Here is a 24,444-nt window from a genome sequence, read left to right on the forward strand (position 1 = left end):
ATCATTCACGCCAGCCCCAGTCCGTTCCGCCCTGGGGCTGGTGGTCAAAAATCCGGGCGCGGCGGTGGCCGCGCCCGGTTTCAAGGCCCAAAACCAAAACGCCCCTTCGCCGCCTTCGGGCGGGCGGCGAAGGGGCCGCGCACAAGCGGCCTTGTGCGCGAGAAACCACGAAGCCCACAAGTGCGGCGGCGCACCCCGCCGCCGGTGTTTGGACTGCGCCCCGCCGCAATGGGCGGGGCTTGTGGGGCTACGCCCCGGCTTGCTGCGGCAGGTTGTGCGAAAGCGTGCCGTCCTCGACGCTGGCGGTTCGTTGCCTGTATGTCACGAAGGACGGTTCACCGACACACCGCCCGGCCTCGCCCGATGGAGCCTCCACGCCACGCCTCAAGCATGTGCCGCGAGCTGCGGCAGGGGCGCTCCGGCCTTGTCGTCGGGGCATTGACCTGGCCCGCGTCAGGGCGCAAGCCGGTGAAGCCGTCACGCGGGGATGCCGAGTCGGCCATGTCTCCATTCGGGAGCGGTCGGCCTGTACGTCCTTGTCTTGTTGTGAATCCTGGCGGTGGCGCGGCTGCGCCTTGGGCTTCATGGCCGCAACCTTCCAGCAAAAATAATTTCCCCTGCGCTGCGCGCATTCCTCGCGGGACAAATTATTTTTGCTTCCAGGTTCTCCACTTCGTTCCGACCGCAAGCGGTGCGGCCAGCCCATCCCCGCCGGACGGATCACAACAAGGACGCACTGGCGCGACCTTGTTCAACCCGAAAGGAGAAATCATCATGGCAAACATCGGCACCTTCACCGCAGAGAAAGACGGCTTCACCGGCACGCTCCGCACCCTGACGCTCAACGTCAAAGTCAAGCTGGTTCCCAACGACAAGGGCGACAACGAGAACGCCCCCGACTACCGCCTGCAAGCGGCAAGTCATGACATCGGCGCGGCGTGGAAGAAGACCAGCGAGGCCGGACGGCCCTATGTGTCCGTGACCCTGGACGATCCTTCGTTCCCAGCCACCGTTTATGCCCGCCTGATCGAAGGCGAGAACGGCACGCACGACCTGATCTGGTCGCGCAACAAGCCCAAGGCGGCCTGACGGCCGCCCACAGCGCCCCGCCCATTGCGGCGGGGCACTGTGCTGCTCATCGCATCACCGCACGCATAGGGTTTCGGCAGTCGCTCCGCGCTGGGTACGTCCACCAGGGCCGGTATCGCATGGGTGCTGACTGGAGGGTTCGCAACCCTTGGCAGCCGCAGGCACAAGATGGCGTGTCGGCGCTGGAAGCGCCGCCGGGCTTTCGGGCTGCGCCCCGTGCCGGCTACGCCGTCACGGCCAATCGGCTTCAATCCCTCACGCCTTCGCGCCTGGCGGCGCTGCGCGCTCCGCTTGCGGGCATTCAGACGCGCTAGGGCGCGTCGCGCTCTTTCAGCACGGCCTCGAACTCCTGGCGCACCCGCGCCAGCAGTTCGTCGGCCTTGTGCGTGTCGTCGCCGGCGTAGGCCAGCGTCAACAGCGTCAGCGGATGCACTTCCATGACCTCGCACAGCTCGGTCAGCTTGTGCAGGGTCGGACTTTTCAAGTCGCGCTCCAGCGTACTCATATAGGTGCGGCTGGACACGTCGGAGAACGCTTCCTGGCTCAAGCCTCGCGCCTTCCTGACTGTCCGTATTGCCGTTGCCAATGAGTGTTTCGCTGTCACTAACTTGGTTTCCCCATAAAAACCAAGATGACAGCCCATTGCGCCCTATAGGGCTACAATCTATAGTGTTCATTCATGGCTGAAAGGCCCGCTTTCGTGCTTTTACGGAAATCCGCAGATGCGGATTCCGACAGAACCGGGGAATCGCATCCGTGTCTTTCCGGCTTCCGACAATTCCGCTTCGGCGCTTCTGTTCTTCTACGGATGCGATGGCTTGCACATCGGTGCTTCCACACGAATGCACGGATGCGTTTCGGCAGTTCTGCGCTTCGGCACCAAAGCGCATTCGCGCATCGTCGGTTTCGTGGAGAAGCTGCCCATGACCCTGCCGCTTGTCACCGCTGATGAACGCGCCCGGCTGCTGGCCCACGGCGCGGCGCTCGCCGCTGGTCAGCGGCTCGACCCGCTGCCCGTGGTGCGCTTGTTCACCCCGGACGCGCATGTGACCTGGCTGCTGGTGTCGCTCGACCCGGCGGATGGCGACACGGCCTACGGCCTGATCGACCTCGGTATCGGTATGCCTGAGCTCGGGATGGTCAAGCTGTCCGACCTGGCGGGCATCGTCGGGCCGCGCAAGCTGCCGGTGCGGCGGGATCGGTATTTCCAGGCGGTGCGCCCGTTATCGGAGTACGTCCGGCTGGCGCAGGAGAACGGCGCGATCACGGACTGATGAAAACCAGCGCGGCCTAGCCAGCCGGGGCGCATCGTGACTATTTCAATCTTGATCAAGACCGTGCAGGTCTGAATCCGCATTCTTGCACCGAAGTGGTGCGATCCTGTTGAAAACAGTCCTGATCTTGGGCGCGGGCTGCGGCACGGTGTTCGGTGCTGCGCGTCATTTTCCTGAAGGCGTAGCCGTCGCATTCAGACGATTTCCGCAACACGCAGAGCCAAATGGTCTTGACACCGACAGTTACAGCCTAACCAATTTTGATGACGACCTGATGGCATTTCGATAGTTCCCGCATCGCGGAAATCGTGGCGACGCATCCCAAACAGAGGGAGGTTTCGCCATGACTGATCGCAGCGCCGAACACTGGTATCCGACAGCGGCCTATCTCTACGTTCTGCACCTTGACGGCCCTGCGCTGGCGTGGGAATACCTGCGCCGAAATCCCGACTACCGCCGCGACTGGCTGCGCCGCCGCCGCCGGCCGGACACGGCGCAGGCGTGGGGCCTGCGCCTGCTGGAAGACCCAGCCCTGGATGCGCGCGACGCGCATCCGGCCTGGTTTCCCGATCACGATGCCGTCGTGCAGGTTTACCCGGACGATGACCCGCCACCCGAAGCCCATGCCTTCGAGTTCTGGCGCGTCCCTGGCCGCAAGCAACTGATCCACGACGGCAAGCGCCTGGTGCTGGTGTCGCATTGGCCCGGCTGCTGCCTGCGGCTCGCGCTCGCGCCGGGCCTGGAAGACGGCATGGCCTACCTCTACGCCACCCGCGCCTGCGCCACGCCCTGCGCGCGCTATCGCACGCTCGCGTCCGAGCTGGACGCATTGGCCGTGGCCACGGTTGCCACGCCTGCGGCGGCGGCCCGTTCCAGGCCCACGACGGCCGCGGTGCTGGAACTGCACACCTTGCAGACGCTCGACGCGACCCTGGCGGGCGCGTCATTGCGCGAAGTGGCCGAAGGGCTGTTCGGCGCCGATGCCGTCGCCGCCGACTGGCACAAGGACAGCGCCTTACGTGCCCGCGTGCGGCGGCTGGTACGTCGTGGCGATGCGCTGATGCGTGGCGGCTATCGCCGCCTGGCACAGCTTCCGCCGCCGTTGCAGTAGGGGGGGACGTTTCGCGTCCCCCGTAGATCGTCCCTTAGCAAGCAGCCTCGCTTTCTTGAAAGTGCCTCTAACCGGCCGCGTGGTGTGGCCGGGCTTGATGGAGGTACATCCCATGCGACCCGCTCCCTTGCGGCCTGCCGCCGCTGCTGTCGCTGCGCCTGCGCAGCCCCAACGCTACCTGACCAACGACGAAGCCGCCGAGTACCTGCGCCTGTCGCCACGCACGCTGGAGAAACAGCGCGTGATCGGCGGCGGCCCGAAGTTCCGCAAGTTCGGCCGCCGCGTCATGTACGCGGTGTCCGACCTCGATGCCTGGGCCGACCAGCGCAGCTACGAGGCGACTTCCGACCCGGAATATGCCGAACGCCACGCGGGCGATTACCGTGATGGCCGCTGATCGCTGGCGCGTGGGTGGCCGTCGCCATGTCCAGCCCGCCAGGGCAAGCCTTGCAGCGCGAACAGCTCGACCTGTTCCGCGCGCTGCCGGGCGACATGGCACCCCGCGACAGCCAGGACTTGATGGCCTTTCCGTTCTTCTCGCTGGCGAAGTCGCGGCGTACCGCGCCGATCGACTTCCGCGCCGGCGGCATCACCATCCGCGTGGAGGGTACGCAGGAGCACGGCATCGCAACGATATGGGATGCCGACCTGCTGATTTGGGCCGCCTCGCAGATCGTGGAGGCGCGCGACGCGGGCTTGCGCCCGTCGCGCTGGATACGCGCCACTCCCTACGAGATCCTGCGCTTCATCGGGCGCGGCACGTCTCTCAACGACTACCTGCGCCTGAAAGCCGCGCTCGACCGGCTGCAATCGACCACGGTGGCCACGTCCATCCGCGAAACCACGGGAAGGCGATTGCATCGCTTCTCGTGGATCAACGAGTGGAAGGAACTGGCCGATGCCAGCGGCGTGCCGCTGGGCATCGAACTGATCCTGCCGGACTGGTTCTATGCGGGCGTGCTCGATGCCGCCTTGGTGCTGACCATCGACCCAGCCTATTTCCGCTTGAAGGGCGGGATCGAGCGCTGGCTGTACCGCCTGGTGCGCAAGCACGGCGGCAAGCAGCCGGGCGGCTGGCAATTCGACTTCCGGCACCTGCACCGCAAGTCGGGCAGCGCTGCGCGCTTCTCCGACTTCGCTTACGACCTGCGCGTCCTGGTGGCGCGGCAGTCGCTGCCCGGCTACGTCCTGGGCATCGAGCGAATGCCGGACGACGGACAAGAACTGCTGACCTTCCGGCCCGTGCTGCACACGGCACGGGGATAACTCGTGGAAAAGGTGTGGACGGCCTCGTGCTATCAGGAGTACCGGGTATCGTGCTATCGGGAGTACGCCTATCGTGCTATCAGGAGTACGAAAACGCCGGAAAGCCAATAACGGCGCGGGTTTGCGGCCCCTCTAACTTCCCTAACAAGAAATACATAACTTTTAGTAGAAGCGCGCCGTTTCGGTGGACAACCGAGAAACGGCACGGCGAACAGCGTTTTGCACGGCAGGTAAAGCCCGGCTTTCCAGCAGGGAGGGCCGCGCCATGATCCTCGCTCTGCTCAACCAGAAAGGCGGTGTCGGCAAGACCACGCTCGCCACGCACATCGCGGGCGAACTGGCGATGCGCGGCCAGCATGTCGTCCTGCTCGATGCCGACCCGCAGGGTTCATCCCTGGACTGGACGCAGCGCAGAAGCCAGCAAGGCTTGCCACGGCTGTTCAGCGCCGTGGGCCTCGCACGCGAAACGCTGCACCAAGAGGCACCAGAACTCGCCAGGCGGGCCGATCACGTCATCATCGACGGGCCGCCGCGCATCGCCGCCTTGGCGCGCTCCGCGCTGCTGGCGGCCGAGCGCGTGCTGATCCCGGTGCAGCCCAGCCCCTACGACCTCTGGGCCAGCTCGGAAATGGTTTCGCTGATCCGCGAGGCGCAGGTGTTCCGGCCGCTGCTCCGCGCGGCCTTCGTCATCAACCGGCGCGTCAGCACCACCATCATCGGGCGCGAGGCGCGGCAATCGCTCGCCGAACAGCCGCTGCCCGCGCTGCGCTCGGAGGTGCATCAGCGCATCGTCTTCGCCGACAGCGTGGCCGCTGGCCGGCTCGCACGCGAGACAGCGCCCGACAGTGCCGCCGCCCGCGAAATCACCGCCCTGGTGGACGAACTGCTGCGGTGGCCGACATGACAGCGCAGCAGCCACCCAACAGCAAACGCACGGGCAAGCGCGTCGGCATCGGCGCACGTCCGCCCGCGAATCCGCACGCCGAGGCGTGGATTCGTCAGGGCGATGCCGACGCGCTGGGCAAAGGCGACCTCTACACGGCCCGCCTCACGCTCGACATCACGCCCGCCATGCGGGCGCGCATCAAGGTGTCGGCCTTCACGCAAGGCGTGACCGTGGCCGACCTGCTGCGCGGCCTGCTGGAGCGGGAGTTTCCGCCGGAGAACACACCATGAACGCATTCGCTTGGCCTGCCGCGAACGCGGCACCGGCTGCGCCGCTGCCTGCGCTTTCGGCACTCGCCGGACAGGCCGGCAATGTGCCGCTGACGCGCGTTTCGCTGGCCTACCTCGAACATCGCTTCAAGCTCTACCTGCGCTTCGGCGAACCGGCGCGCACGCTTCAGCTCGACCGCTGGCGGCGCTGCGCGGTGTTCCTGCCGGGCGCGATGCTCTGCCGCATCCGCTGGCAGGCCAACGACTACGGCACGATCCGCTGGCAACTCATGGTGATGCAGGCTTGCACACCGCTGGACGCGGCGCAGCGCATCCCCGGTGTTCAGCCGGGCGCGCGCTTGCTCCTACACACCGAAGGCGATGCCAACGTGCGCGCCGTGCTGGAGCGCATCGACGGCATCGAGGCGCTGGGCATCGCTGCCATCGACGTGTCGCCGGCGTACTGGCGCACGCTGGGCAACCGTCTTGCGGCTCGCCTTGCGCTGCCTGAATACACCACCGAGCGGCATACCGCCTGGCTGGCCGGGAAGGTGCTGCCATGACCGCCCCGACCACCACACCCAACGCGCCCGACGTGGCGCCGCGTCCTCGCTCACGCCTGCGCGCTCGCATCGTGCTGGCGACACTGGCCGCCATCGGCTTCGCTGCGCTGGCCTGGGCGGCTTTCGTGTCGCCGCTGCCGCGTCTGACCTACAACCCGTCCGACAGCGTGGCGGTCGGCTGGTATCGCATTGACCCGTTCGACCCGCGCACCGCCTCGCTGCCACGTCCGTTGTCCGTGGACAGCATCGTGCTGGTGCCGCTTCCGGCCACGGCTGCCGCGCTCGCTGCGCAGCGCGGCTACCTGCCGACGCGCGTTCCGCTGCTCAAACGTGTGGGCGCGGTCGCGCCGCAACACGTCTGCATCGTCGCCGGTCAGGTACGCATCGACGGCGTGCCTTCGGCCGCCGTACTGCCCGCCGACCGGCTGGGCCGGGCGCTGCCGTCCTTGCAGCTTTGCCGCCGCCTTGAACCGGGCGAACTGCTCCTGTTGAGCGTGACGAATCCAGCATCGTTCGACAGCCGCTATTTCGGCCCGGTCAGCGCATCCGCCGTGATCGGCGTTGCGCATCCGGTGTGGCCGGAGATACGCCCATGATGGCCGCCGATTCGCTGCGCTCTGACGTGCCATCGGGCATGTCGTTCTGCTGGCTGCTTCAGTGTCGCTGCGCCTGTCGTGCCGGTGCATTCGCACCGCACGTCGCGCAGCATCCGGCGCAGCCGTCCAACGTTCAGGCGTCTTGCCTCGAACGCGCCCGGCCTGCGGCCATTGGCGCTTTCGCCGGCGCGCTGTCTGTTCACGCAGCAGCGCCGCCGGGCCGCCGTTGCCTGGAGCGACAGCGAAGGGCAAAGGCGGAAGGCAAGACAAAAGGACGCGGCACCTGGCCGCGTCGAAAGCCAGTCAGCACATGGGGGGAACGCGGCACGGAGCGGCTTCGCCACCGTGCCGCGTTTGGCGCGAGGGTCGCGCCAATGCTGGCATGTCCGCGTGCTTCGCACGACAGGACACGCCCAAGCTTGCGGGGAGCGCAGCCATGACCGACAGCCGCGACGACGACTTTCGCGTGCGCCCCAGCGCCCCGAAGAACCGGGGCAAGGGCCAGGGGCAGAGCTTCGTTTCCAAGGTGCTCAAGCAGGCCGGCAAAGCCAGCAGCGGCAAGTCGGCAGTACGCCGTCCTGGCGCGGCTGGCACCGGCCAGCGGCCCGGCTCTCGGCTCGGACGTGGCCACACGGCGGCGCGCTTCGCCGGGGCGAAGCTAATGCCCATGTCGCGGCGCGTGACCATCAAGACCTTGCTGGTCAATCACCAGCGGGCCAGCCCGCAATCGCTCGCCAAGCACCTGCGCTACATCGAGCGCGACGGCGCGGGTCGCGATGGCGAACCGGGCCGGGGCTACGGGCCACAGGCCGACGAAGCCGATCTGGACGCCTTCAAGGAACGCTGCGCCGACGACCGGCACCATTTCCGCTTCATCGTCTCGCCCGAGGACGGGGCCGAGCTGGACGACCTGCGCACCTACACCCGGCATCTGGTGAGCCGCATGGAAGCCGACCTGGGCACGCGGCTGGATTGGGTGGCGGTGGATCACTGGAACACCGACAACCCGCACACCCACCTGATCGTGCGCGGGCGCGACGACACCGGCAAAGACCTCATCATCGCGGGTGACTACATCGCGCAAGGCTTTCGCCATCGCGCCGCCGAGCTGGCGACCGAGTGGCTGGGGCCGCGCACCGAACTGGAGATTCAGCAGACCTTGAGGCGCGAGGTGGAACAGGAGCGGTGGACGAGCCTGGATCGCACCTTGCAGCGCGAGACCGGCGAGGATGGCCGGGTGCATGTCGAACGGCTCAACGAGCCGAGGTTGCAACGCCAGCGCCTGCTGCTGATCGGCCGCCTGCAACGCTTGCAGCGCCTGGGCACCTGGGCCATTCATGCCGATGCCGAGAAGACCTTGCGTGCCCTGGGTGAGCGTGGCGACATCATCCGAACGATGCAGCGGGCCATGAGCGGCCAGCCGCGTGAGCTGGCGGTGTTCGAGCCGGGCGACGATGGTCGCAGCCTCATCGGCCGCGTGGCCGCGAAGGGGCTTGCCGATGAGTTGCACGACCGAGGCTATCTGATCATCGACGGCACGGACGGTAAGGCCCACTACGTTGCACTGAACGCCCGCGACGAACTGGCGAACTATCCCACGGGCGCTGTGGTAGAGGTGAAGGGTTCGACTGAGGTGCGCACGGCCGACAAGAACATCGCCTCGCTGGCGAGCGATGGCCTGTACCGCACCGATCATCACCTGGTAATCGAGCAGGGCCGGGCTACGCCCGGACGCGACCCGCAGGAAGTCGTCGCCGCTCATGTCCGGCGGCTGGAAGCCCTGCGCCGGGCTTGCATCGTGGAGCGCGTGGCCGAAGGGCTATGGAAGGTACCGGACGACCTGGCCGAGCGTGGCCGCCAATACGACGCGCAACGGCTGGGCGATGTAGCCGTAGAGCTGAAATCACACCTTCCTATTGAACGGCAGGCCCGCGTCATCGGCGCGACTTGGCTTGACCAGCAACTGATCGGCGGTGGCCGTGGGCTGGGCAACTTGGGCTTTGGCGGTGATACCAAGCAGGCCATACAGCAGCGAGCCGATTTCCTCGAAGAACAGGGGCTGGCACAGCGCCGCGGGCAGCGCGTCATCCTCGCGCGCAACCTGCTGGGCACGCTACGCAATCGGGAACTAGTGCAGGCCGCGAAAGACATTGCGGCGGAAACCGGCCTAGAGCATCGCCCGGTGGCCGACGGGCAGCGCGTAGCCGGTATCTACCGGCGTTCCATTATGCTCGCCAGCGGGCGCTACGCGATGCTCGATGACGGCATGGGGTTCAGCCTTGTGCCGTGGCGGCCGGTAATTGAGCCGCGACTGGGACAACAGCTTGCCGCAAAGGTTATCGGCGGAAGTGCCTCTTGGGAACTCGGACGAAAGCCCGGTATCGGTATCACTTAAATATCAAGGGGAGCTGAGTCCTAGGCACTGTCTGCTTGCCCGTCGAGATTCTTTTTAAAGATTCAATCAGCGCCAGAAACTCCTCGGATTGCCTCAGTGCTTCGCTTCCCGCAGTTTGCAGGTCCAAGACATCCTTGGCCTCGATTGTGAAGGCTGTGGGCACGCGTAGCAGCGAGTGCCGGATCTTGTCGTCCGGCACGTCGTTCAGACTTACGCTTACTACATGGATTTCTGCGTCAGCTGCAAAGGGGCTGTCCGCTTGGCCACGGGTGCGGACAATCTCGGAACGCCAGTGCTGCAGGTCGTCGTTAAGCATGGCCAGCGTCACCTGGGTCTCGCGAGCGCCTGCACCGAAGATCAGCGACTCAAGTACTTGCGTCGTACTGGGGACTCGGTCGCTACTGTCCACGCGCTCGCTCAGGCCGCGTTCGGAGTTCACCGTCACCAACACGAGTCGGCGCAGGCTTCCGGGCTTGACGTCCGAGAAGTTGGCGCTCATTGAGCCCGAGGCTACTAGCCGGTCTAGCATCAGACGTACGCCGAGGTTGTCGGAGACACCACCGTCTACGAGGTGGATAAAGGGCCGATCGTGCGCATTGAGGTAGCTGTCTATGCTGCTTTGCAGGATGCGTGATCTGAAATCTTGCCCACGGATAGGCAAAGATCGAAGAGGCGGCGGACAAGTATTCGCGTTGTTTCGTACCGTTACGGGCGACAGCAGCAGCGGCACTGCCGACGAGGCCGCCACCGCGAAAGACAGCGGCGTGGCATCGAGGTCGGAACAGATTAGCCGGAACTGCTCGGTAGTGAAATCGAAAGGGGCACCGGTAGTGAGGTCGGTTGCCGTGATCATCAGATCGGGCGCGCCCGGTCGTCGACGCACGTCACCAAAGGTGCGGCCTTCAAAAAGTTCGTCCAAGCGTTGAGCCAGGATCTGGCTGCGCCCAAACCAAGGTGAAGTTAGTCTATAAAGACGCTCAGGCCACAGAGCTTCACGTATGAGTCGCCCCTCAAAAGGCACAAGCAGAAAATCCGGCTCGAAACGAGTCAGCGTGGCATCGCCGAAGGCCGCGAAGTGCGCGGCAAGGATGCTGCCCCCCGACACTCCGCTGACCAGGAACACCTGATCCAACAGAGTGGTCTCCTGGCCCTCTAGCGCGAAGCGTGTGGCCTTGAGTTCGCGCAGCACGCCCAGGCCGAAGGCCGCCGCCCGAGCGCCCCCGCCTGACAGTGTCACCGCTACAACCACCGGTTGGTTGACCTCCGACGGCCTGATGCGTTGGTCGTTCTCGGCGAGAGACATTAAGGCGGCGTCGGAAAGTGTCGGGTTGATCCAAGGACGGTAAGTGGAACACCCTGTCAGAACTACCGTTGCCAGCACACCGGCCAAACTCCATCGTGTGAATTTACACACCTCCAGGCGCTTTACCTCTGCAAGCAGCACCACGCAGCGTTTCGAATAGACAAGAACGAGAAACGCCGGCAATTTTGCGACGAAGCAGAGCCACTCCAGAATGCTGCAGACGTTACAAGAACGGCACCCTACGAATCCCCTTGATGAGGCTCCTCGCGATCCGCGCGAAGTTATGGAATAGCAGCTATTCACGAGCCAGCACTTCTCCAAGCGCTATTGATCCGTTCAAGGCAGGTGGTGATTGCAGACTTTGCATGCCCGAGCAGTGTGTAGGAGCCTTTGAAATCCGCGAGAGCGTTGCCGTGCTCGAAGCAGCTAGCAGCAGCCACCCGACGATCTGTTTGTTCATCTACTGCCTCAAACTCCAAACTAGCTCCCCCAGTTGTCACTGGTCCAACAAGCAACGTCGTTAGGGTGTTGACTGCTCTATTGGGCGTCTCAATGGTCGTAATTGCCACACGCACACGTATGCGGCCTGACGATGCGGGAGCTTCGGACTTAGTTTGGAGATGTCGCAGTTCACTGTTGACATGATCGAGAAGCTCACGCACTTGCTCCGAGTCAAGACCATCAATGCGTCCAGTTCCCGTCACTATCTGAGCACCCTCGACTACTATTTCCCGGTAATGACGGGGCTCAAAGCCAGGCGCTTTAAAGAGTAAAACGTTCTCGTACTTCGTTTTTTCCAATGCATCGTAATTACCAAGAAACCCTGATCGAGTCATTCCGTTTGATGCACAGCCAGACAAGGTCGCAGCAAGGCTTAGCACCAGAAGGAGCCGGGCCGGTGAAATAGAGGTATTCATAGAAAGTTTCGCTTATCCCATTTTCAAACAGACAATTCCGGAGACAACAAGCGCAATGCCGGCCCAACGTATCAAGGAAGCCGTGTCACCGAACACATACACACCCACAAGAAATGCACCTAGTGAACCGATGCCGGTCCAGACCGCATAGGCTGTTCCCATGGGAATATGCTTGAGTGATAGCCATAGGAAAAATCCACTGGCTGCCATACAGGCAACTGCAATCGCCGGCCCCACGTAGCGCATCGCTGCATTGGCCGCACCCATCTTGAGGCCTAGTGGCCAACCGATTTCGAACAGGCCGGCAATCAGTAGAACCAACCATGGATTCCATGACAACGGGTTCATATATTTCTCCAAATCTATTCAGTGAAAATTGATTATCAAAGCATCAAAGCATCAAAGAATAGGCAGTAGGCGGTCAATTCGCTCTGCTTCTGATTTCTTCTTAAACTCTCTGATGGCGAGAATCTGTCTCCCCGATCTCTCCGGCCACGAGAGAGATCGGGGGAAGCGTGTGGACAGTTACGCTGAGGGATCAGACCGGTTGCACTGGTTGTTGTACCGCCTCGTGACTCCGTTTGCTGCCCGGCCACTTCATTCCGAACAGCACCTCGTAGAGCAACGGAATCAGGCCAAGCGTCACGAGCGTGCCAAGTGCGAGACCACCGATCATGCCGATGGCCATGCCCTTCCACAGCGGCCCCGCAAACAACATCAGGGGCACGAGACCCGCGATACAGGTCACCTTGGTCATCACGATTGGACGCAGCCGCTGCATCGCAGCTCCCACCAGGGCTTCATGTCGGGCGAGACCTTCCGAGAGGCCGTGTTCAATTTGTTCGAGCAGAAGAACGGCGTTGTTGACGATGATTCCGAACAGCGCAAGCACCCCGAATGTCGCCATGAAGCTGAAAGGAGTGCCTGTTGCCTTCAGTGCAATCACGACCCCAATCAACGTGAAGGGAATCGTTGCGAGAATCACGATCAGCTTGCGGAAGGAGTTGAACTGCCAGATGAATAGCAGCAACATCGCCAGAAGAGCGAACGGCATGTAGTGCGTGAGCGATGCATTCGATTCAGCCGATTCCTCAATTTCTCCACCAAGCTCTATGGCATAGCCTGCAGGTAGTTCAATTGCGGCGATCCGAGGTGCGAGGTGATCCACGATCTCTTGCGCGGTGTATGCGGTGTTCTGCCCCTGAACTGTGACTGTACGAATGAGATTGCGGCGCTGGATCACAGACGGCTCGCTAGCGAGCGTGACATCGGCCACTTGCGCCAGGGAAACCGGCTGGCCACCCGACGCTGGATAGATGGTCGTCGAACCAACGTCCGCAGTGCTGCGCCGATCATTGGACGTCCCGCGCATCACGATTGGCACGCTGGTATCGCCATCTCGGATCACAGAGATCGACTGGCCGATGTAGCGGGTGCCAAGCCAGGCAGCTATGTCGTCGGTGGTGACGCCAGCACGTCGCGCACGATCTTGATCGACCCGAACATCGAGACGGCCGACACGGGTATCCCAGTTGTTCTTGATGTTGGCCGTACCTGGCAGCTCCCGTAGCGCGGACTCAATTTTCGCCGCCGCATTCATCAGCACCTCATGATCCGGCCCACTGACCCGGTAGACGGCTGTGCCGGCTTCGGTAGTGCCTAGCGAGAACCGCTGAGGCTCTGCGCGTACATCTCCATGATGCTGCGCGAAGTAAGCCCGAGTTCGGGCAATCACGACGTCAATGTTGGTGCCTGCCTTGACCGTCACGACAAAGTACGCGATGTTCGATGCTGGCAATGGGGGATTGAGCCCAAGGATGAAGCGCGGCCCACCGTCAGCGACGTAGCCAATGTGATCCGTGATTTCGGGGTTGATTTCTTGATCACCGAGCCAGCCGCTCACTTCCTTCACTTTGGCAAGAGTGAGCCGTGAATCCGTTCCAGGGGCGAGCTGCACCGGTATTTGGAATTGAACTCGGTCGGACTTCGGCAAGAAGTCGTATGGCAGTGTCGTGAATCCGTACAGAGCTACGGCCAATGCACCCGTCATCACACCAACGTAGATCGCCTTGTGGTCAAGCACCCACTCAAGCAACTTGCGATAGCCGCGATAGAAGCGTGTGTTGTAGGTTTGCGCGTCATTCGCCGGTTGATGATGCACTTTGGTGAAGTGGTAGCACAGCAGTGGAGTGACGGTCAGACACAACAGCCAAGATCCGAGTAACGTGAGCGCGAGGACAATGACGAGAGAGCGCAGATACTCACTCGTCGCACTCTGGCCGAAGAAGAACGGGGAGAAGGCGATGACGATAACCAATGAGGACGTCAGCAGCGGCAGTGCGAGGGTACGACCCGCTTCGAGACAAGCCTGTTTGCGGTCTTCACCGGCTGCCAAGCGCCGTTCAATGTCTTCGGCAATCACGATGCCGTTGTCTACCAAGAGCCCCAAAGCGATGATGATGGCTGCCATCGAAACACTTTGCAGCTCGATGTTCAGCGCGCGCATCACGATCAGTGCCCCCAGAATGGTAAGCGGCACGATCATCCCGACGATGAATCCTGTGCGCCATCCCAGGAAAAGGACGACGACGCCGAGCACGATGACAATCGTTTCGATCATCACCTGGTTCATCTTGCCCATTTCACGTTTGACGACGTCTGCCTGGAATGTCACATAGGAGAGCTCGAAACCTGCGGGCAGAAGTTTCTCAAGCTCGGCCACACGGGATTTGAGGGCTACGCCGAATTGCTCCACGTTCTGGCCCGAGGTCATGGACACTGCCATCACTACGGCAGGCTGGCCCTTATAGACTGCAGCAGACTCGGGAGGATCTGCAGGTTGTACCTGCACGCGCGCAAGCTCTCCCAGTGAGATTGAAGGAGCAGGCGAAGCACCGCGCGCACCCTGAGCTTGCGCCATCATGATCGGCAACGCGCGCAGCGAAGCGGCGTCGCGAACCTCTCCACTAACAGCCACCGAAGCGTTGATGCCACCGATGGCGATTTGCCCGCCTGAAAGCACGACGTTTTGTTTAACGAGTTGATCGATCACCCCTTGTGGGGTCAATCCAAGCTGGGCTAGTTTTGGTCGATCAAATTCGAGATAGACGCGCTCTTCCTGCAAGCCGTAGAAGCTGATGCGATCAACGCCGGGAAGCGCGTATAGGCGATCGCGCATCTCTTTCAACGACACACGCATTTCGCCCATGGAGTAGCCCGGCGCGGTCACCGCAATGGAGGCCACGGCAACACGGCCGAAGTCGTCGTTGACAAATGGCCCCAACGTACCCTGTGGAAGCAGAGGCTGAGCATCGGCAACCTTCGCGCGAACGCGCTGCCATATGGGGGCTAGGTCGGTGTACCGCTCCCAGATCGTGACCTGTATGACGGCCCCGCCCGCGCGAACGGTTGTGGTTACACGCTTGACCTCGGCCAGCTCCCGCAAACGCTCCTCGATCGGACGCGCGATCAACTGCTCAACACGTTCGGCTGGCATGCCAGGGTTCAGAACGGCAACAACCGCATCTCGAATCGTGACCGATGGCTCTTCCTGCGAAGGGAAATTGAGAAACGTGGCAATGCCGGCAACAAGAATGATGACCGCGGCAAGGTAGGTGAGTCTGCTGGCGCGCAGCGCCATTTCTGTGATCTTCATAGCGAAGTCTTCCTGTAGCGGGTCAGCGTCCGGCCAATTGGGTCGTGGCCTTGAGTGGGGTGACTTGTTGCTCGTTCGTCAGCCAACTCGCGCCAGCCGCGACTACCATCTCGCCGCGCTTCAGGCCGCCCACAACGCGAACGTTGTCGCCGCCTGGCTCGCTCTGGAATTGCACTTCCCGGCGGTGCACCTTCTTTCCGGTCACGTCATATACAAACACTGCGGCTTGTCCTGCTTTCTCACTGAGCACCAGTGCCGAATAGGGAAGCATCAGACGATCTGGTGAGGCATCCTTCGCTTCCGGTGCCTTCAGCAATACTTGAACGGCAGACCCGGGTCGAAGACTGCGCGCAAGAGTAGCATCTTGAGGAACGAGCACGACAGGTAAAAGTGAGCCATTTTCAGCACGCAAGCCGATGCGTTGTACCGAAGCACGAACGGGACTTGCTGACTCGCTCAGGCGCAGTTCGGCGACCTGCCCAATTTTGATATTTGCCGCCTGGGTCGTCGATGCAGTCGCAAGGACTTCTACGCCGCTGCGTAGTCCATCCACTTGAAGCACCGGCGCTCCGGCTGCAATATCTGTGAACGGCAGAGCGAGTTTCTCCGCGACGACGCCGTCGAATGGCGCATGAATGGCGGCCCCCCTTCGCGCACGCTCGGCAAGGCCGAATGCGGCCTTTGCATTGCGCACCTGGCCTTCAGCTGCAACCAACTGTGCTTTCACACTCTCGAATGCAGCCGGGGAGATTACGTTGCCCTCAAGCAGCCCCCTTTGCTGCGTTGTCTGCACGATTCTGTCTGCCAATGCGGCTTCCGCAGCAGCGAGTGTCGCCCGAGCCTGTTCTAGGCGGAGTTGCTCGGGCTGAACATCCAACTCAGCCAGAAGCTGTCCGCGAGAGAAGCGATCTCCCACGTCCACATGAAGCTTGCTGATACGCCCGCCAGTCTCGAACCCCAAGGTACTCCGCTCACTGGAGCGAGCTAGACCACTCAATTCAATGCGATTGGCCACAGAACCTACATCCCCCACCGTGAGCAGCTTGACCGCTCGCGGTGGATCGGAAGCAGGCTCCTTCTGACTACCACAGCCGGCAAGCGATGCGAGCAGAACAAACGCGAGGCCGACTTTCTGCATTTGCCAGGACTGGGATTTAAAGGGAGTGCAAGACACGGGAAGGCCTTTCATCAGCGTTTATCAATAGGGGTGAGTTCCAGTTCGCCGCGGGCGAGCGCCTGGAGGGTGTGCATGAGTCGAGAAAGGTCTTCGGCAGCAAACGTCGGAAAACCCATCATTTCGGCGAGGAAGACTCCGTCCAAGGCAAATAGAACGATTCCGGCGATATCGGTGCCGCGTGGAGATTTGCTCGCGTTCTCGTACTGCCTGCGGTACCAGCCGCGCACAGGCTCAAGCAGCGTGGGGTCTTCAGCCACGGCCGCCAGCAATGCAGCGCTCATCTTTTGCATCCCGCCGTCAGGCATAGCCGAGACCTGGCTGGATAGCCAAGGGTCTGGATCGCCGACGAATGGCAGCTCTCGCTCTTCCTGCCCGCCATCAAACGCCGAGACCTGGTCATCAATCATCGTGAGGAGCAGATCGCGCTTGGTCTTGAAGTGGTACAGGAACGCACCTTTGCAAATTCCTGCCCGTGCAACGACCGCGTCAAGCGTTAGGTGCCCGGCACCTCCCTCCATGACTACGTCACGCGCAGCTTGAAGGATGCGCTCCCGTGTTTGTTGCGCTTTCTTAGAGATGGAGGGGGCTTCAGCGCCGTTGTCCGCCGAATGCGACTCCTCTGGGCTTGATTTCATACGAGTTGCCATGGTGAAACTCCAAAGATGCTTGATTTTTGAACCGTCTGGACGGTATAGTACACGCCATGAACTATGCCCGTCAAGACGGCCTCCTCAATTCACAACCTAGTGGCTCAACATGTCCGATCCCTACGCCCGCCGCGGCCTTACTGCTGTTGCATTCCTATCGATCACGCTTCTCGCCGCGTGCAGCCACTCGCCTCACAGGGTGGAGACATCACGCGTTGAGGTTCCGGCCAAATTCATGAACGAAGCGGGTCTGGCTGTGCAGCAGGTGCCAGCACAAGCACTCCCGGCCGAGTGGTGGACGGCGTACGGTGATCCGCTGATTGACGCGCTGGTGCGCAACGCGCTGGAGCACAACACCGATCTCGCTATTGCAAGAGCGCGGATTGATGAAGCTGTGGCGATCACCCGACGTACACGCGCTTCAATGTTCCCTAGCTTGGCGCTCACGCCCCAAGCAACGCGCGCGCGCGACTTTTCTTTGGCACCGACCATCAGCAGCGATGCCAGGCTTCCGCTGTCGGCTTCATGGGAAGTTGATCTAGCGGGCCGCCTCTCGCATGCCGCTGATGGCGCACGGATGGACGCAGTTGCTGTCGAACAGAACTGGTTCGCGACACGTTGGCAGATCGCCTTTGAGACAGTGTCCGCTGCACTGCAGCAGCGGCAGGCGGCAGAGCTGGAAGATCTGGCAAAAGAGCGACTTCAAGTCGCCGAGCGCCTTGAGCGTCTGACAGAGCAGAAGTTCAAGGCAGGTCAAGCTACGGGCTTTGACATTGAACGCACGCGTTCCGAGGTCATCGCCCTCCGGGTGGAGCAAGAGCAGTTGCGACGCGTACGCGGCGAAGCAACGCATGCCTTGGATGTGCTCGTTGGCCGGATTCCGGGGGCGCTTGGCAGCGGTCCTGCGCTTGCCTCTCTCACCATGCCCGATTGGACTCCCAGAAGCGTGCCAGGCGAATTGCTGCAGCAGCGCCCCGACGTCAGAGCCGCGCAGGCGCGTCTTGCAGCGGCGACGGCGCGATGGAACGCAGCAGAAGGCGAGCGGTTCCCCAAACTTGTGCTCGATTTGAGTGGTGGGCGCCAACGCTTCGAGAACAACGGAACACGTGTGGCAGGGAACATTTTCTCTCTGGGCTTGGGTGTGACGCTTCCGATCTTTGACGGTGGAGCAATACAAGCGGGAATCGACGAGGGCTCAGCACGCAGTCGCGGCGCACAGGCTGACCTGGAACGCACGGTTTTGCTTGCGCTTCAGGATGTGGAGAACGCTTATCTGGGCTGGCAGACCCAGCGGACTTCTCTGCAGCATCAGGTCGATGGTCTTGTCGTCGCTGATCGACTCCTTGACCGCAGTCGACGCCTCTTTGAGGCGGGACAGGTGGATGCGACCGTTGTTGCAGAAGCGGAGCGTGGCACCTTGTCCCAGCGAGCGGCTCTGGTCCGTGCTCGCGCCGACGCAGCCGTGCAATGGGGTGTTCTCGCTAAAGCGCTTTCTGGTTCGCCAGAGCATGTGAATCTGCAATCTTCACCCTGAGTCCTTGAGTTGGAAGAACGCAGCATGGCAGCGAGTTTTAAATACTGAATAGATCGACGATTAGTAGGGGACGCATGGAAATTCGACATCTACGTTGTTTTATGGCGCTCGCCGAGGAACTTCACTTCGCTCGCGCCGCTGCGAAACTGCATATTGAGCAGTCCCCACTGTCTCGCACGATCAAAGAACTCGAAGAGGAGTTAGGAGCACAGCTCTTTATTCGGAACACGAGAAGCACGCGTTTGACACGAGCTGGGTTGATGCTCATGGAGCACGCACCTCGGGTGTTCGCATCCTTGCAACAGGCGCGGGACTGCGTGAAGGCAGCAAAAAATGGCTTTCATGGACAACTCCGCGTCGCCTTGTCAGACGGCGCAACACTACTGTGCTTACCAGCCCTATTGGCGTTGTGTCGCGAGGAGGAGCCCGAGGTTGAGATTCGCTTTTTTGAGGTGCCACTATCCCAACAAATCAAAGGATTGCACGACGACCTGTATGACGTCGGCTTTGCACAGTCCGACGACGTAGGTGATGGAATCGTCGCACTTCCCGCGTGGACTGACACGCTTATGGTGGCGCTGCCAGCTCGGCATCCGTTGCTGGCTCTTAAGCGAATTCCATTGGATGAACTGCTGCGCTACCCGCTAGTGCTATCTGATCCTCAAGTGTGCGAGGGCCACGCCAAGCACATTGAGCGAGTACTTAGCCGGGCTGAAATGCAGCCTCTAGTTGCCGAGCGGGTTACCACTTTCGACCTGATGATGGCGTTGGTATCTGCCGGTTTTGCACTCGGACTTACAGGGGCTGCACACATTGCAGCCTCCCGAGAGCCAGGAGTCGTGGCGAGGCCGCTTTCGACACGCGTACCACCTTTGACGACCTATCTACTCAGACTTGAAGGCGATCCGTTTGACGAGCTTGCGCGCTTCATTCAGCGAGTACAGGCCATCGAATTGCCAGAGTTTCTCAGGTCAACAAAAAGCCGAAATCCCGATCTTCCGGAGGAATTGATGCCATGAGACTCGCCATCACGCTCGTCGCTGCAATGCTAGTCGCATGCGGTCAATCTGATAAACCGCACAAAGCCACTAGTGCAGAAAAGAAAACCCCGACAGTAGAAGAGCTGGTGGCAGACCCGGAACAGCTCAAGAAGTTGCGCCAGCAATGCAAGACGGATCGGCCTACTTTGGGCGAACTGCTTTGCAACCGGGTAGCGGAGGCAACACGTAAGCGGTTCTACGGTGACGGAAAAACGCCATACACACCGCCCAAAGAATCCCCCAAATTCTGAAATTCAGCAATTCAGCAATTCAGCAATTCAGCAATTCAGCAATTCAGCAATTCAGCAATTCAGCAATTCGCTAGTCTGCCTGAATCTTCTGTTCGGCACGCTGATATTCGCCGGCGCTTACGGAGTCACTCCCTGGCTAGACACAGCGCGAATTCATTCTTTCTTATCGACCTTTCTGCCCCAAACGGTCTTTGACCGGCACTAAGCCAGCACCGATCCTGACGCCTGCGGCACATTTCTAAGCCGCGTTTCCCAAGGGAATCAGCGTAGGAGAGATTGGAGGCGGGGCTATGCAAGGTACGAATGTGCTGTTCGGTCAGATAGCCGTGGTATTCGGCATCGTGATCGCGGGTGTGTGGGGCGCCACACAATGGACGGCAGCAGCCCTTGGCTATCAGGTACGCCTTGGCTCCCCCTGGTTTGATTTCCTCGGCACACCGATCTACCTCCCGTGGAAGCTGTTTGAGTGGTGGTTCTTCTTCGATGCCTACGCGCCACGCGTTTTCGACACGGGCGGTGCCATAGCGGGTGGCAGTGGCTTGCTGGCGGTGGTGGTCGCAGTCTGCATGTCGATCTGGCGCTCTCGTCAATCACGCCTAGTCACGACCTATGGCTCGGCACGCTGGGCAAGTACGGAGGACATTCGCAAAGCCGGCCTTACGCAGCCGATCGGCGTGTTCCTCGGTCAGCACGATGGCAAGTACCTTCGGCATGAAGGCCCGGAACACATCCTCACTTTCGCGCCCACGCGCTCAGGCAAAGGCGTCGGCCTTGTGGTGCCGACGCTGCTTTCTTGGCCTGCATCCGCCGTAGTCCACGACATCAAGGGCGAGAATTGGCAGATCACCGCAGGTTGGCGCTCACGCTACTCACACTGCCTGCTGTTCAATCCGACCGATGCGAAGTCGGCGGCCTACAACCCGCTGCTAGAAGTTCGGCGCGGCGCACATGAAGTGCGTGACGTACAGAACATAGCCGACATTCTGGTCGATCCAGAAGGCGCGCTTGAGAAGCGCAACCATTGGGAGAAGACTTCGCACGCGCTGCTGGTCGGGGCCATCCTGCATGTGCTCTACGCGGGCGAGGACAAGACGCTGCGCGGCGTCGCCAATTTCCTCTCCGATCCGGCCAGCCCCTTCGAGCTGACCTTGCACCGGATGATGACCACACAGCACCTCGTGAACGTGGAAGGTGGTGGCCCGCATCCAGTCGTCGCTTCGGCGGCGCGCGAAGTGCTCAACAAGTCGGACAACGAGCGTTCCGGCGTGTTGAGCACCGCCATGTCGTTCCTGGGCCTCTACCGCGACCCCACGGTGGCCGAAGTCACCTCGCGCTGCGACTGGCGTATCGCCGACCTGATCGCGTCCGAGCATCCGGTGTCGCTTTATCTGGTAGTGCCACCTTCGGATATTTCGCGGACGAAACCGCTCATTCGCCTGATCCTCAACCAGATCGGCCGACGGCTCACCGAATCGCTCGACGGCAGCGACGGCATCGAACGCCGCCACAAGCTGCTGCTGATGCTCGATGAGTTCCCGGCGCTGGGCCGCCTGGACTTCTTCGAGACGGCGCTTGCCTTCATGGCGGGCTACGGAATCCGCAGTTTTCTTATCGCCCAATCGCTCAACCAGATCGACAAAGCCTACGGCCAGAACCATTCGATTCTGGATAACTGCCATGTCCGCGTGACGTTCGCCACCAACGATGAACGCACTGCGAAACGGATCTCCGAAACGCTTGGCACCGCTACCGAACTGCGCGCGCAGCGCAACTATGCCGGGCACAGATTGGCACCGTGGCTGGGGCACCTCATGGTGTCGCGGCAGGAGACGGCCCGCCCGCTACTGACGCCCGGTGAAGTGATGCAGCTTCCGACTGAGGAAGCTGTGGTGATGGTGTCCAGCGTGGCACCGATCAAGGCCAAGAAGCTGCGCTACTACGCCGACGCGAATTTCAAGAACCGCGTTTTACCGCCGCCTGTGCTCGCGGCCGGGCAATACGCGGACGCGCCACCGGCCCGGCCCGACGACTGGAGCGGCCTATCGATCCCAGCCGTGTCAACGGTCCGGGCTGCGGGCCTGTCCGGCGATGGCACAGGCACCGCCGATGACGGCGGCCCACGCCGACAGCCGGAGCTATCCGAAGTCAGCGAATACAGCCCCGAACCGCTGCTCGCCGGCCATGACCTGACTCTGCTCGATGACGACGACGACCTGCCGCTGCCGCTTCCCGGCCAGCTCGACCCGGCCATGCAGCGCACGGCCCGGCTGGCTTCCCTCGACCCCAACGACGGAATCGACTTATGAGCCAATACCGCCTCAATCTGTTCATTCAGCCCGAGCACGCCAAGCGTCTCGAAGAACTGGCCGCCAAGAAAGGCGTGTCCAAGTCGTCCATTGTCGCGGCGGCGCTCGCGTCGTGGCTATCGCCCGATGCTGGCGACCAGCGCGAGGCGGCCATCGCCAAGCGGCTCGATCGCCTGTCGCGGCAGGCCGAGCGCATGGAGCGCGACCAGAACATCCAGATCGAAACACTGGCGCTGTTCATCCGCTACTTCCTGACCGTCAGCACCCCGATTCCCGAAGCCCATCAGGACGCAGCTCGCGCCCAAGGCAAAGCGCGTTTCGAGCAATTCGTGGAGCGGCTCGGCCGCCACCTGCTGCGTGGCCGCAGCCTGGTGCGCGACGTTGTGGAAGAACTGCACCCAGACCCGGCGCGAATGGATGACGCGGAGGCACTGGCTGAAGCGCAGGAGCGTGCCTCATGAGCGCCATTCCGCAAACCCCGCCCGAACTCTCATCCGCCGCAACCTCTCTGGATCGCCGTATCCAGATGCTGCGCACGGCAATGGGGCCAGTCATCGCCGCTGCGCTGGCCGACCCCGACGTGGTGGAAATCATGCTCAACCCCGACCGCACCCTATGGGTGGATCGGTTGTCATCGGGCCGCATGCCGCTGGGCGTGGAGCTGTCCCAAGACGATGGCGAACGCATCATCCGGCTGGTGGCTGCGCACGTCGGCGCAGAGGTGCATCGCGGGCGGCCGCTGCTGACCGCCGAGCTGCCCGAAACCGGCGAGCGGTTCGAGGGCATCTTGCCGCCCGCAGCGCCCGGCCCAGCCTTCGCGCTGCGCAAGCGCGCCGTGAGCATCATCGGGCTGGATCGCTATGTGGCCGACGGCATCTTGACCACAGGCCAGGCCGAGTTCCTGCGCCGCGCCGTGCGTGAGCGCCAGAACATCCTGATCGCCGGGGCGACGAGCAGCGGCAAAACCACACTCGCCAATGCCTTGCTTGCGGAGATCGCCGCCACGGGCGACCGCGTGCTTGTGCTCGAAGACACCATCGAGCTGCAATGCGCAGCCCGCGACCATGTGCCGCTGCGCACCCGCGCTGGCGTCGTGTCTATGACCGAGCTGGTGCGGGCCACGATGCGCCTGCGCCCCGACCGCGTGATCGTCGGCGAGGTACGCGGCGGCGAAGCCCTGGACTTGGTTAAGGTGTGGGGCACCGGCCACCCCGGCGGCATCGCCACCATCCACGCTGGTTCCGCGCTGGGCGCATTGCTGCGCCTCGAACAGTTGATTCTCGAAGTCGCGGTGAACCCGCCGCGTGCGCTGATCGCCGAGGCGGTCAACGTCGTCATCCACATCGCCGGACGTGGCCGCAAGCGCCGCGTCGGAAGCATTGCCCGCGTCGTCGGCTTCGACGGCATGGGCTATCGCCTGGCGGACGCGCTGGAAACGCCGTTTCCCGAGTTGCCGCCGCTTTCTTCTCCGTCCCCTGACCAACCTGGAGAACTGCCATGACGCAGATGCACGCTCACGCTTTCCGCTTTTCCGTAAATCCGCTTCCCCGCCTGTCCAGCCTTGCGCGGCTGCGCAGCCTAGCCCACCCGGCGGGGCAAGGTCTGCTGCTGGCCGCGCTGCTGCTGTTGCTGGCTGGCACGGCACAGGCCGCCGGTTCCTCGATGCCCTGGGAAGGGCCGCTGCAATCCATTCTGGAGTCGATTCAGGGGCCGGTGGCGCGCATCGTCGCGGTCATCATCATCATCGCCACGGGCCTCGCGCTCGCCTTCGGCGATACGTCGGGCGGCTTCCGCAAGCTGATCCAGATTGTGTTCGGCCTGTCCATCGCCTTCGCTGCGTCCTCGTTCTTCTTGAGCTTCTTCAGCTTCTCCGGCGGGGCTGTCGTATGAGTACGGCCAACGATCTTCCGGGCTTCGAGGTGCCGCTGCATCGCTCGCTGACCGAACCGATCCTCATGGGCGGTGCGCCGCGAACGGTCGCCATTGCGAACGGCACGCTGGCCGCCGCCGTCGGACTGGGCCTGCAACTCTGGATTCCTGGCGTGGTGCTCTGGATCGTCGGCCATTCGCTGGCGGTGTGGGGCGCGCGCGTCGATCCGCAGTTCATGGTCGTGTTTGCCCGGCACATCAAGCACAAGCCGCTGCTGGACGTGTAGGGGGATGCC

25 protein-coding genes are annotated in these 24,444 nt (G+C 62.4%); 18 read left to right on the forward strand and 7 right to left on the reverse strand.

The window, feature by feature from the left end; genetic code table 11:
• Positions 1–774: 774 nt before the first annotated feature.
• Positions 775–1,089 carry a DUF736 domain-containing protein gene (locus PG881_RS04540; RefSeq protein WP_014703526.1) on the forward strand — a complete coding sequence of 105 codons (315 nt, stop codon included), beginning with the start codon at positions 775–777 and terminating at the stop codon, positions 1,087–1,089.
• A 310-nt stretch (positions 1,090–1,399) separates the two neighbouring features.
• Here the strand turns inward: PG881_RS04540 and PG881_RS04545 are convergent, their stop codons facing one another.
• Positions 1,400–1,732 (reverse strand): helix-turn-helix domain-containing protein, encoded by a 333-nt coding sequence (locus tag PG881_RS04545; protein WP_004883052.1) that lies wholly within the window; start codon positions 1,730–1,732, stop codon positions 1,400–1,402.
• A gap of 79 nt (positions 1,733–1,811) precedes the next feature.
• Between PG881_RS04545 and PG881_RS24015 the strand changes: the two genes are divergently transcribed.
• The 9 genes from PG881_RS24015 to PG881_RS04590 all read left to right on the forward strand — a co-directional run bounded on the left by PG881_RS24015 (position 1,812) and on the right by PG881_RS04590 (position 9,449).
• Positions 1,812–2,363 (forward strand): DUF2958 domain-containing protein, encoded by a 552-nt coding sequence (locus PG881_RS24015; RefSeq protein ID WP_004883053.1) that lies wholly within the window; start codon positions 1,812–1,814, stop codon positions 2,361–2,363.
• A 343-nt stretch (positions 2,364–2,706) separates the two neighbouring features.
• Complete coding sequence (locus PG881_RS04555) at positions 2,707–3,474, forward strand: DUF2285 domain-containing protein (RefSeq protein WP_004883055.1); 768 nt, start codon at positions 2,707–2,709, stop codon at positions 3,472–3,474.
• A 112-nt stretch (positions 3,475–3,586) separates the two neighbouring features.
• Entirely contained in the window at positions 3,587–3,871 is a 285-nt protein-coding gene (locus PG881_RS04560; RefSeq protein WP_004883058.1) for a helix-turn-helix transcriptional regulator, read from the forward strand.
• Positions 3,872–3,921: 50 nt separating this feature from the next.
• Entirely contained in the window at positions 3,922–4,740 is an 819-nt protein-coding gene (locus PG881_RS04565; RefSeq protein ID WP_425267602.1) for a replication initiator protein A, read from the forward strand.
• Positions 4,741–5,005: 265 nt separating this feature from the next.
• Positions 5,006–5,644, forward strand: coding sequence for a ParA family partition ATPase (gene parA, locus PG881_RS04570; RefSeq protein WP_004883061.1), 639 nt, complete (start codon positions 5,006–5,008; stop codon positions 5,642–5,644).
• Complete coding sequence (locus tag PG881_RS04575) at positions 5,641–5,916, forward strand: hypothetical protein (protein ID WP_004883063.1); 276 nt, start codon at positions 5,641–5,643, stop codon at positions 5,914–5,916. Before parA ends, PG881_RS04575 begins: the two co-directional genes overlap by 4 nt.
• Positions 5,913–6,458, forward strand: a complete 546-nt coding sequence (locus PG881_RS04580) for a DUF2840 domain-containing protein (protein WP_004883064.1) — start codon at positions 5,913–5,915, stop codon at positions 6,456–6,458. The genes PG881_RS04575 and PG881_RS04580 overlap by 4 nt, the downstream gene beginning before the upstream one ends.
• Positions 6,455–7,054, forward strand: coding sequence for a S26 family signal peptidase (locus tag PG881_RS04585; RefSeq protein WP_004883067.1), 600 nt, complete (start codon positions 6,455–6,457; stop codon positions 7,052–7,054). The genes PG881_RS04580 and PG881_RS04585 overlap by 4 nt, the downstream gene beginning before the upstream one ends.
• Before the next feature lie 436 nt (positions 7,055–7,490).
• Complete coding sequence (locus tag PG881_RS04590) at positions 7,491–9,449, forward strand: relaxase/mobilization nuclease domain-containing protein (protein WP_270798206.1); 1,959 nt, start codon at positions 7,491–7,493, stop codon at positions 9,447–9,449.
• Here PG881_RS04590 and PG881_RS04595 read toward each other — a convergent pair.
• From PG881_RS04595 to PG881_RS04620, 6 genes are all read right to left on the reverse strand, one after another.
• The gene (locus PG881_RS04595; protein ID WP_270798208.1) at positions 9,442–10,830 is read right to left on the reverse strand and encodes a patatin-like phospholipase family protein; all 1,389 of its coding nucleotides are present in this window, start codon (positions 10,828–10,830) and stop codon (positions 9,442–9,444) included. The genes PG881_RS04590 and PG881_RS04595 overlap by 8 nt on opposite strands.
• Before the next feature lie 221 nt (positions 10,831–11,051).
• On the reverse strand, positions 11,052–11,669 hold the full coding sequence (locus PG881_RS04600) for a DUF3313 family protein (RefSeq protein WP_270798210.1): 618 nt from the start codon (positions 11,667–11,669) through the stop codon (positions 11,052–11,054).
• 12 nt (positions 11,670–11,681) lie between these two features.
• Positions 11,682–12,017, reverse strand: coding sequence for a DMT family transporter (locus PG881_RS04605; RefSeq protein WP_129324624.1), 336 nt, complete (start codon positions 12,015–12,017; stop codon positions 11,682–11,684).
• Positions 12,018–12,207: 190 nt separating this feature from the next.
• Complete coding sequence (locus PG881_RS04610) at positions 12,208–15,324, reverse strand: efflux RND transporter permease subunit (protein WP_270798216.1); 3,117 nt, start codon at positions 15,322–15,324, stop codon at positions 12,208–12,210.
• A 22-nt stretch (positions 15,325–15,346) separates the two neighbouring features.
• Positions 15,347–16,513 carry an efflux RND transporter periplasmic adaptor subunit gene (locus tag PG881_RS04615; RefSeq protein WP_023123862.1) on the reverse strand — a complete coding sequence of 389 codons (1,167 nt, stop codon included), beginning with the start codon at positions 16,511–16,513 and terminating at the stop codon, positions 15,347–15,349.
• Entirely contained in the window at positions 16,513–17,148 is a 636-nt protein-coding gene (locus tag PG881_RS04620; protein WP_004883078.1) for a TetR/AcrR family transcriptional regulator, read from the reverse strand. Before PG881_RS04620 ends, PG881_RS04615 begins: the two co-directional genes overlap by 1 nt.
• Positions 17,149–17,257: 109 nt before the next feature.
• On the opposite strand from PG881_RS04620, the gene PG881_RS04625 reads away from it, so the two are divergent.
• From PG881_RS04625 to PG881_RS04660, 8 genes are all read left to right on the forward strand, one after another.
• The gene (locus PG881_RS04625) at positions 17,258–18,682 is read left to right on the forward strand and encodes an efflux transporter outer membrane subunit (protein WP_028699135.1); all 1,425 of its coding nucleotides are present in this window, start codon (positions 17,258–17,260) and stop codon (positions 18,680–18,682) included.
• 74 nt (positions 18,683–18,756) lie between these two features.
• Complete coding sequence (locus PG881_RS04630; protein ID WP_004883081.1) at positions 18,757–19,701, forward strand: LysR family transcriptional regulator; 945 nt, start codon at positions 18,757–18,759, stop codon at positions 19,699–19,701.
• Complete coding sequence (locus PG881_RS04635) at positions 19,698–19,973, forward strand: EexN family lipoprotein (protein WP_004883082.1); 276 nt, start codon at positions 19,698–19,700, stop codon at positions 19,971–19,973. The genes PG881_RS04630 and PG881_RS04635 overlap by 4 nt, the downstream gene beginning before the upstream one ends.
• 290 nt (positions 19,974–20,263) lie before the next feature.
• Positions 20,264–22,279 carry a conjugal transfer protein TraG gene (locus PG881_RS04640; protein ID WP_004883083.1) on the forward strand — a complete coding sequence of 672 codons (2,016 nt, stop codon included), beginning with the start codon at positions 20,264–20,266 and terminating at the stop codon, positions 22,277–22,279.
• Positions 22,276–22,740 (forward strand): ribbon-helix-helix protein, CopG family, encoded by a 465-nt coding sequence (locus PG881_RS04645; RefSeq protein ID WP_004883086.1) that lies wholly within the window; start codon positions 22,276–22,278, stop codon positions 22,738–22,740. Before PG881_RS04640 ends, PG881_RS04645 begins: the two co-directional genes overlap by 4 nt.
• Positions 22,737–23,780, forward strand: a complete 1,044-nt coding sequence (trbB, locus tag PG881_RS04650) for a P-type conjugative transfer ATPase TrbB (protein WP_023123861.1) — start codon at positions 22,737–22,739, stop codon at positions 23,778–23,780. The genes PG881_RS04645 and trbB overlap by 4 nt, the downstream gene beginning before the upstream one ends.
• The gene (locus PG881_RS04655; protein WP_023110641.1) at positions 23,777–24,169 is read left to right on the forward strand and encodes a TrbC/VirB2 family protein; all 393 of its coding nucleotides are present in this window, start codon (positions 23,777–23,779) and stop codon (positions 24,167–24,169) included. The genes trbB and PG881_RS04655 overlap by 4 nt, the downstream gene beginning before the upstream one ends.
• On the forward strand, positions 24,166–24,435 hold the full coding sequence (locus tag PG881_RS04660) for a VirB3 family type IV secretion system protein (RefSeq protein ID WP_023110640.1): 270 nt from the start codon (positions 24,166–24,168) through the stop codon (positions 24,433–24,435). The genes PG881_RS04655 and PG881_RS04660 overlap by 4 nt, the downstream gene beginning before the upstream one ends.
• The last annotated feature ends 9 nt before the right edge of the window (positions 24,436–24,444 follow it).

Source organism: Aeromonas sp. QDB54 (assembly GCF_027707385.1).
Lineage (GTDB): Bacteria > Pseudomonadota > Gammaproteobacteria > Enterobacterales > Aeromonadaceae > Aeromonas > Aeromonas hydrophila.

Excerpts from the sequence above, each read along its gene's own strand:
- PG881_RS04540 (WP_014703526.1), top strand. The coding sequence starts at position 775 with ATGGCAAACATCGGCACCTTCACCGCAGAGAAAGACGGCTTCACCGGC.
- PG881_RS04545 (WP_004883052.1), bottom strand. The coding sequence starts at position 1,732 with ATGGGCTGTCATCTTGGTTTTTATGGGGAAACCAAGTTAGTGACAGCG.
- PG881_RS24015 (WP_004883053.1), top strand. The coding sequence starts at position 1,812 with ATGCGGATTCCGACAGAACCGGGGAATCGCATCCGTGTCTTTCCGGCT.
- PG881_RS04555 (WP_004883055.1), top strand. The coding sequence starts at position 2,707 with ATGACTGATCGCAGCGCCGAACACTGGTATCCGACAGCGGCCTATCTC.
- PG881_RS04560 (WP_004883058.1), top strand. The coding sequence starts at position 3,587 with ATGCGACCCGCTCCCTTGCGGCCTGCCGCCGCTGCTGTCGCTGCGCCT.
- parA (WP_004883061.1), top strand. The coding sequence starts at position 5,006 with ATGATCCTCGCTCTGCTCAACCAGAAAGGCGGTGTCGGCAAGACCACG.
- PG881_RS04575 (WP_004883063.1), top strand. The coding sequence starts at position 5,641 with ATGACAGCGCAGCAGCCACCCAACAGCAAACGCACGGGCAAGCGCGTC.
- PG881_RS04580 (WP_004883064.1), top strand. The coding sequence starts at position 5,913 with ATGAACGCATTCGCTTGGCCTGCCGCGAACGCGGCACCGGCTGCGCCG.
- PG881_RS04585 (WP_004883067.1), top strand. The coding sequence starts at position 6,455 with ATGACCGCCCCGACCACCACACCCAACGCGCCCGACGTGGCGCCGCGT.
- PG881_RS04590 (WP_270798206.1), top strand. The coding sequence starts at position 7,491 with ATGACCGACAGCCGCGACGACGACTTTCGCGTGCGCCCCAGCGCCCCG.
- PG881_RS04600 (WP_270798210.1), bottom strand. The coding sequence starts at position 11,669 with ATGAATACCTCTATTTCACCGGCCCGGCTCCTTCTGGTGCTAAGCCTT.
- PG881_RS04605 (WP_129324624.1), bottom strand. The coding sequence starts at position 12,017 with ATGAACCCGTTGTCATGGAATCCATGGTTGGTTCTACTGATTGCCGGC.
- PG881_RS04610 (WP_270798216.1), bottom strand. The coding sequence starts at position 15,324 with ATGAAGATCACAGAAATGGCGCTGCGCGCCAGCAGACTCACCTACCTT.
- PG881_RS04615 (WP_023123862.1), bottom strand. The coding sequence starts at position 16,513 with ATGAAAGGCCTTCCCGTGTCTTGCACTCCCTTTAAATCCCAGTCCTGG.
- PG881_RS04620 (WP_004883078.1), bottom strand. The coding sequence starts at position 17,148 with ATGGCAACTCGTATGAAATCAAGCCCAGAGGAGTCGCATTCGGCGGAC.
- PG881_RS04625 (WP_028699135.1), top strand. The coding sequence starts at position 17,258 with ATGTCCGATCCCTACGCCCGCCGCGGCCTTACTGCTGTTGCATTCCTA.
- PG881_RS04630 (WP_004883081.1), top strand. The coding sequence starts at position 18,757 with ATGGAAATTCGACATCTACGTTGTTTTATGGCGCTCGCCGAGGAACTT.
- PG881_RS04635 (WP_004883082.1), top strand. The coding sequence starts at position 19,698 with ATGAGACTCGCCATCACGCTCGTCGCTGCAATGCTAGTCGCATGCGGT.
- PG881_RS04640 (WP_004883083.1), top strand. The coding sequence starts at position 20,264 with ATGCAAGGTACGAATGTGCTGTTCGGTCAGATAGCCGTGGTATTCGGC.
- PG881_RS04645 (WP_004883086.1), top strand. The coding sequence starts at position 22,276 with ATGAGCCAATACCGCCTCAATCTGTTCATTCAGCCCGAGCACGCCAAG.
- trbB (WP_023123861.1), top strand. The coding sequence starts at position 22,737 with ATGAGCGCCATTCCGCAAACCCCGCCCGAACTCTCATCCGCCGCAACC.
- PG881_RS04655 (WP_023110641.1), top strand. The coding sequence starts at position 23,777 with ATGACGCAGATGCACGCTCACGCTTTCCGCTTTTCCGTAAATCCGCTT.
- PG881_RS04660 (WP_023110640.1), top strand. The coding sequence starts at position 24,166 with ATGAGTACGGCCAACGATCTTCCGGGCTTCGAGGTGCCGCTGCATCGC.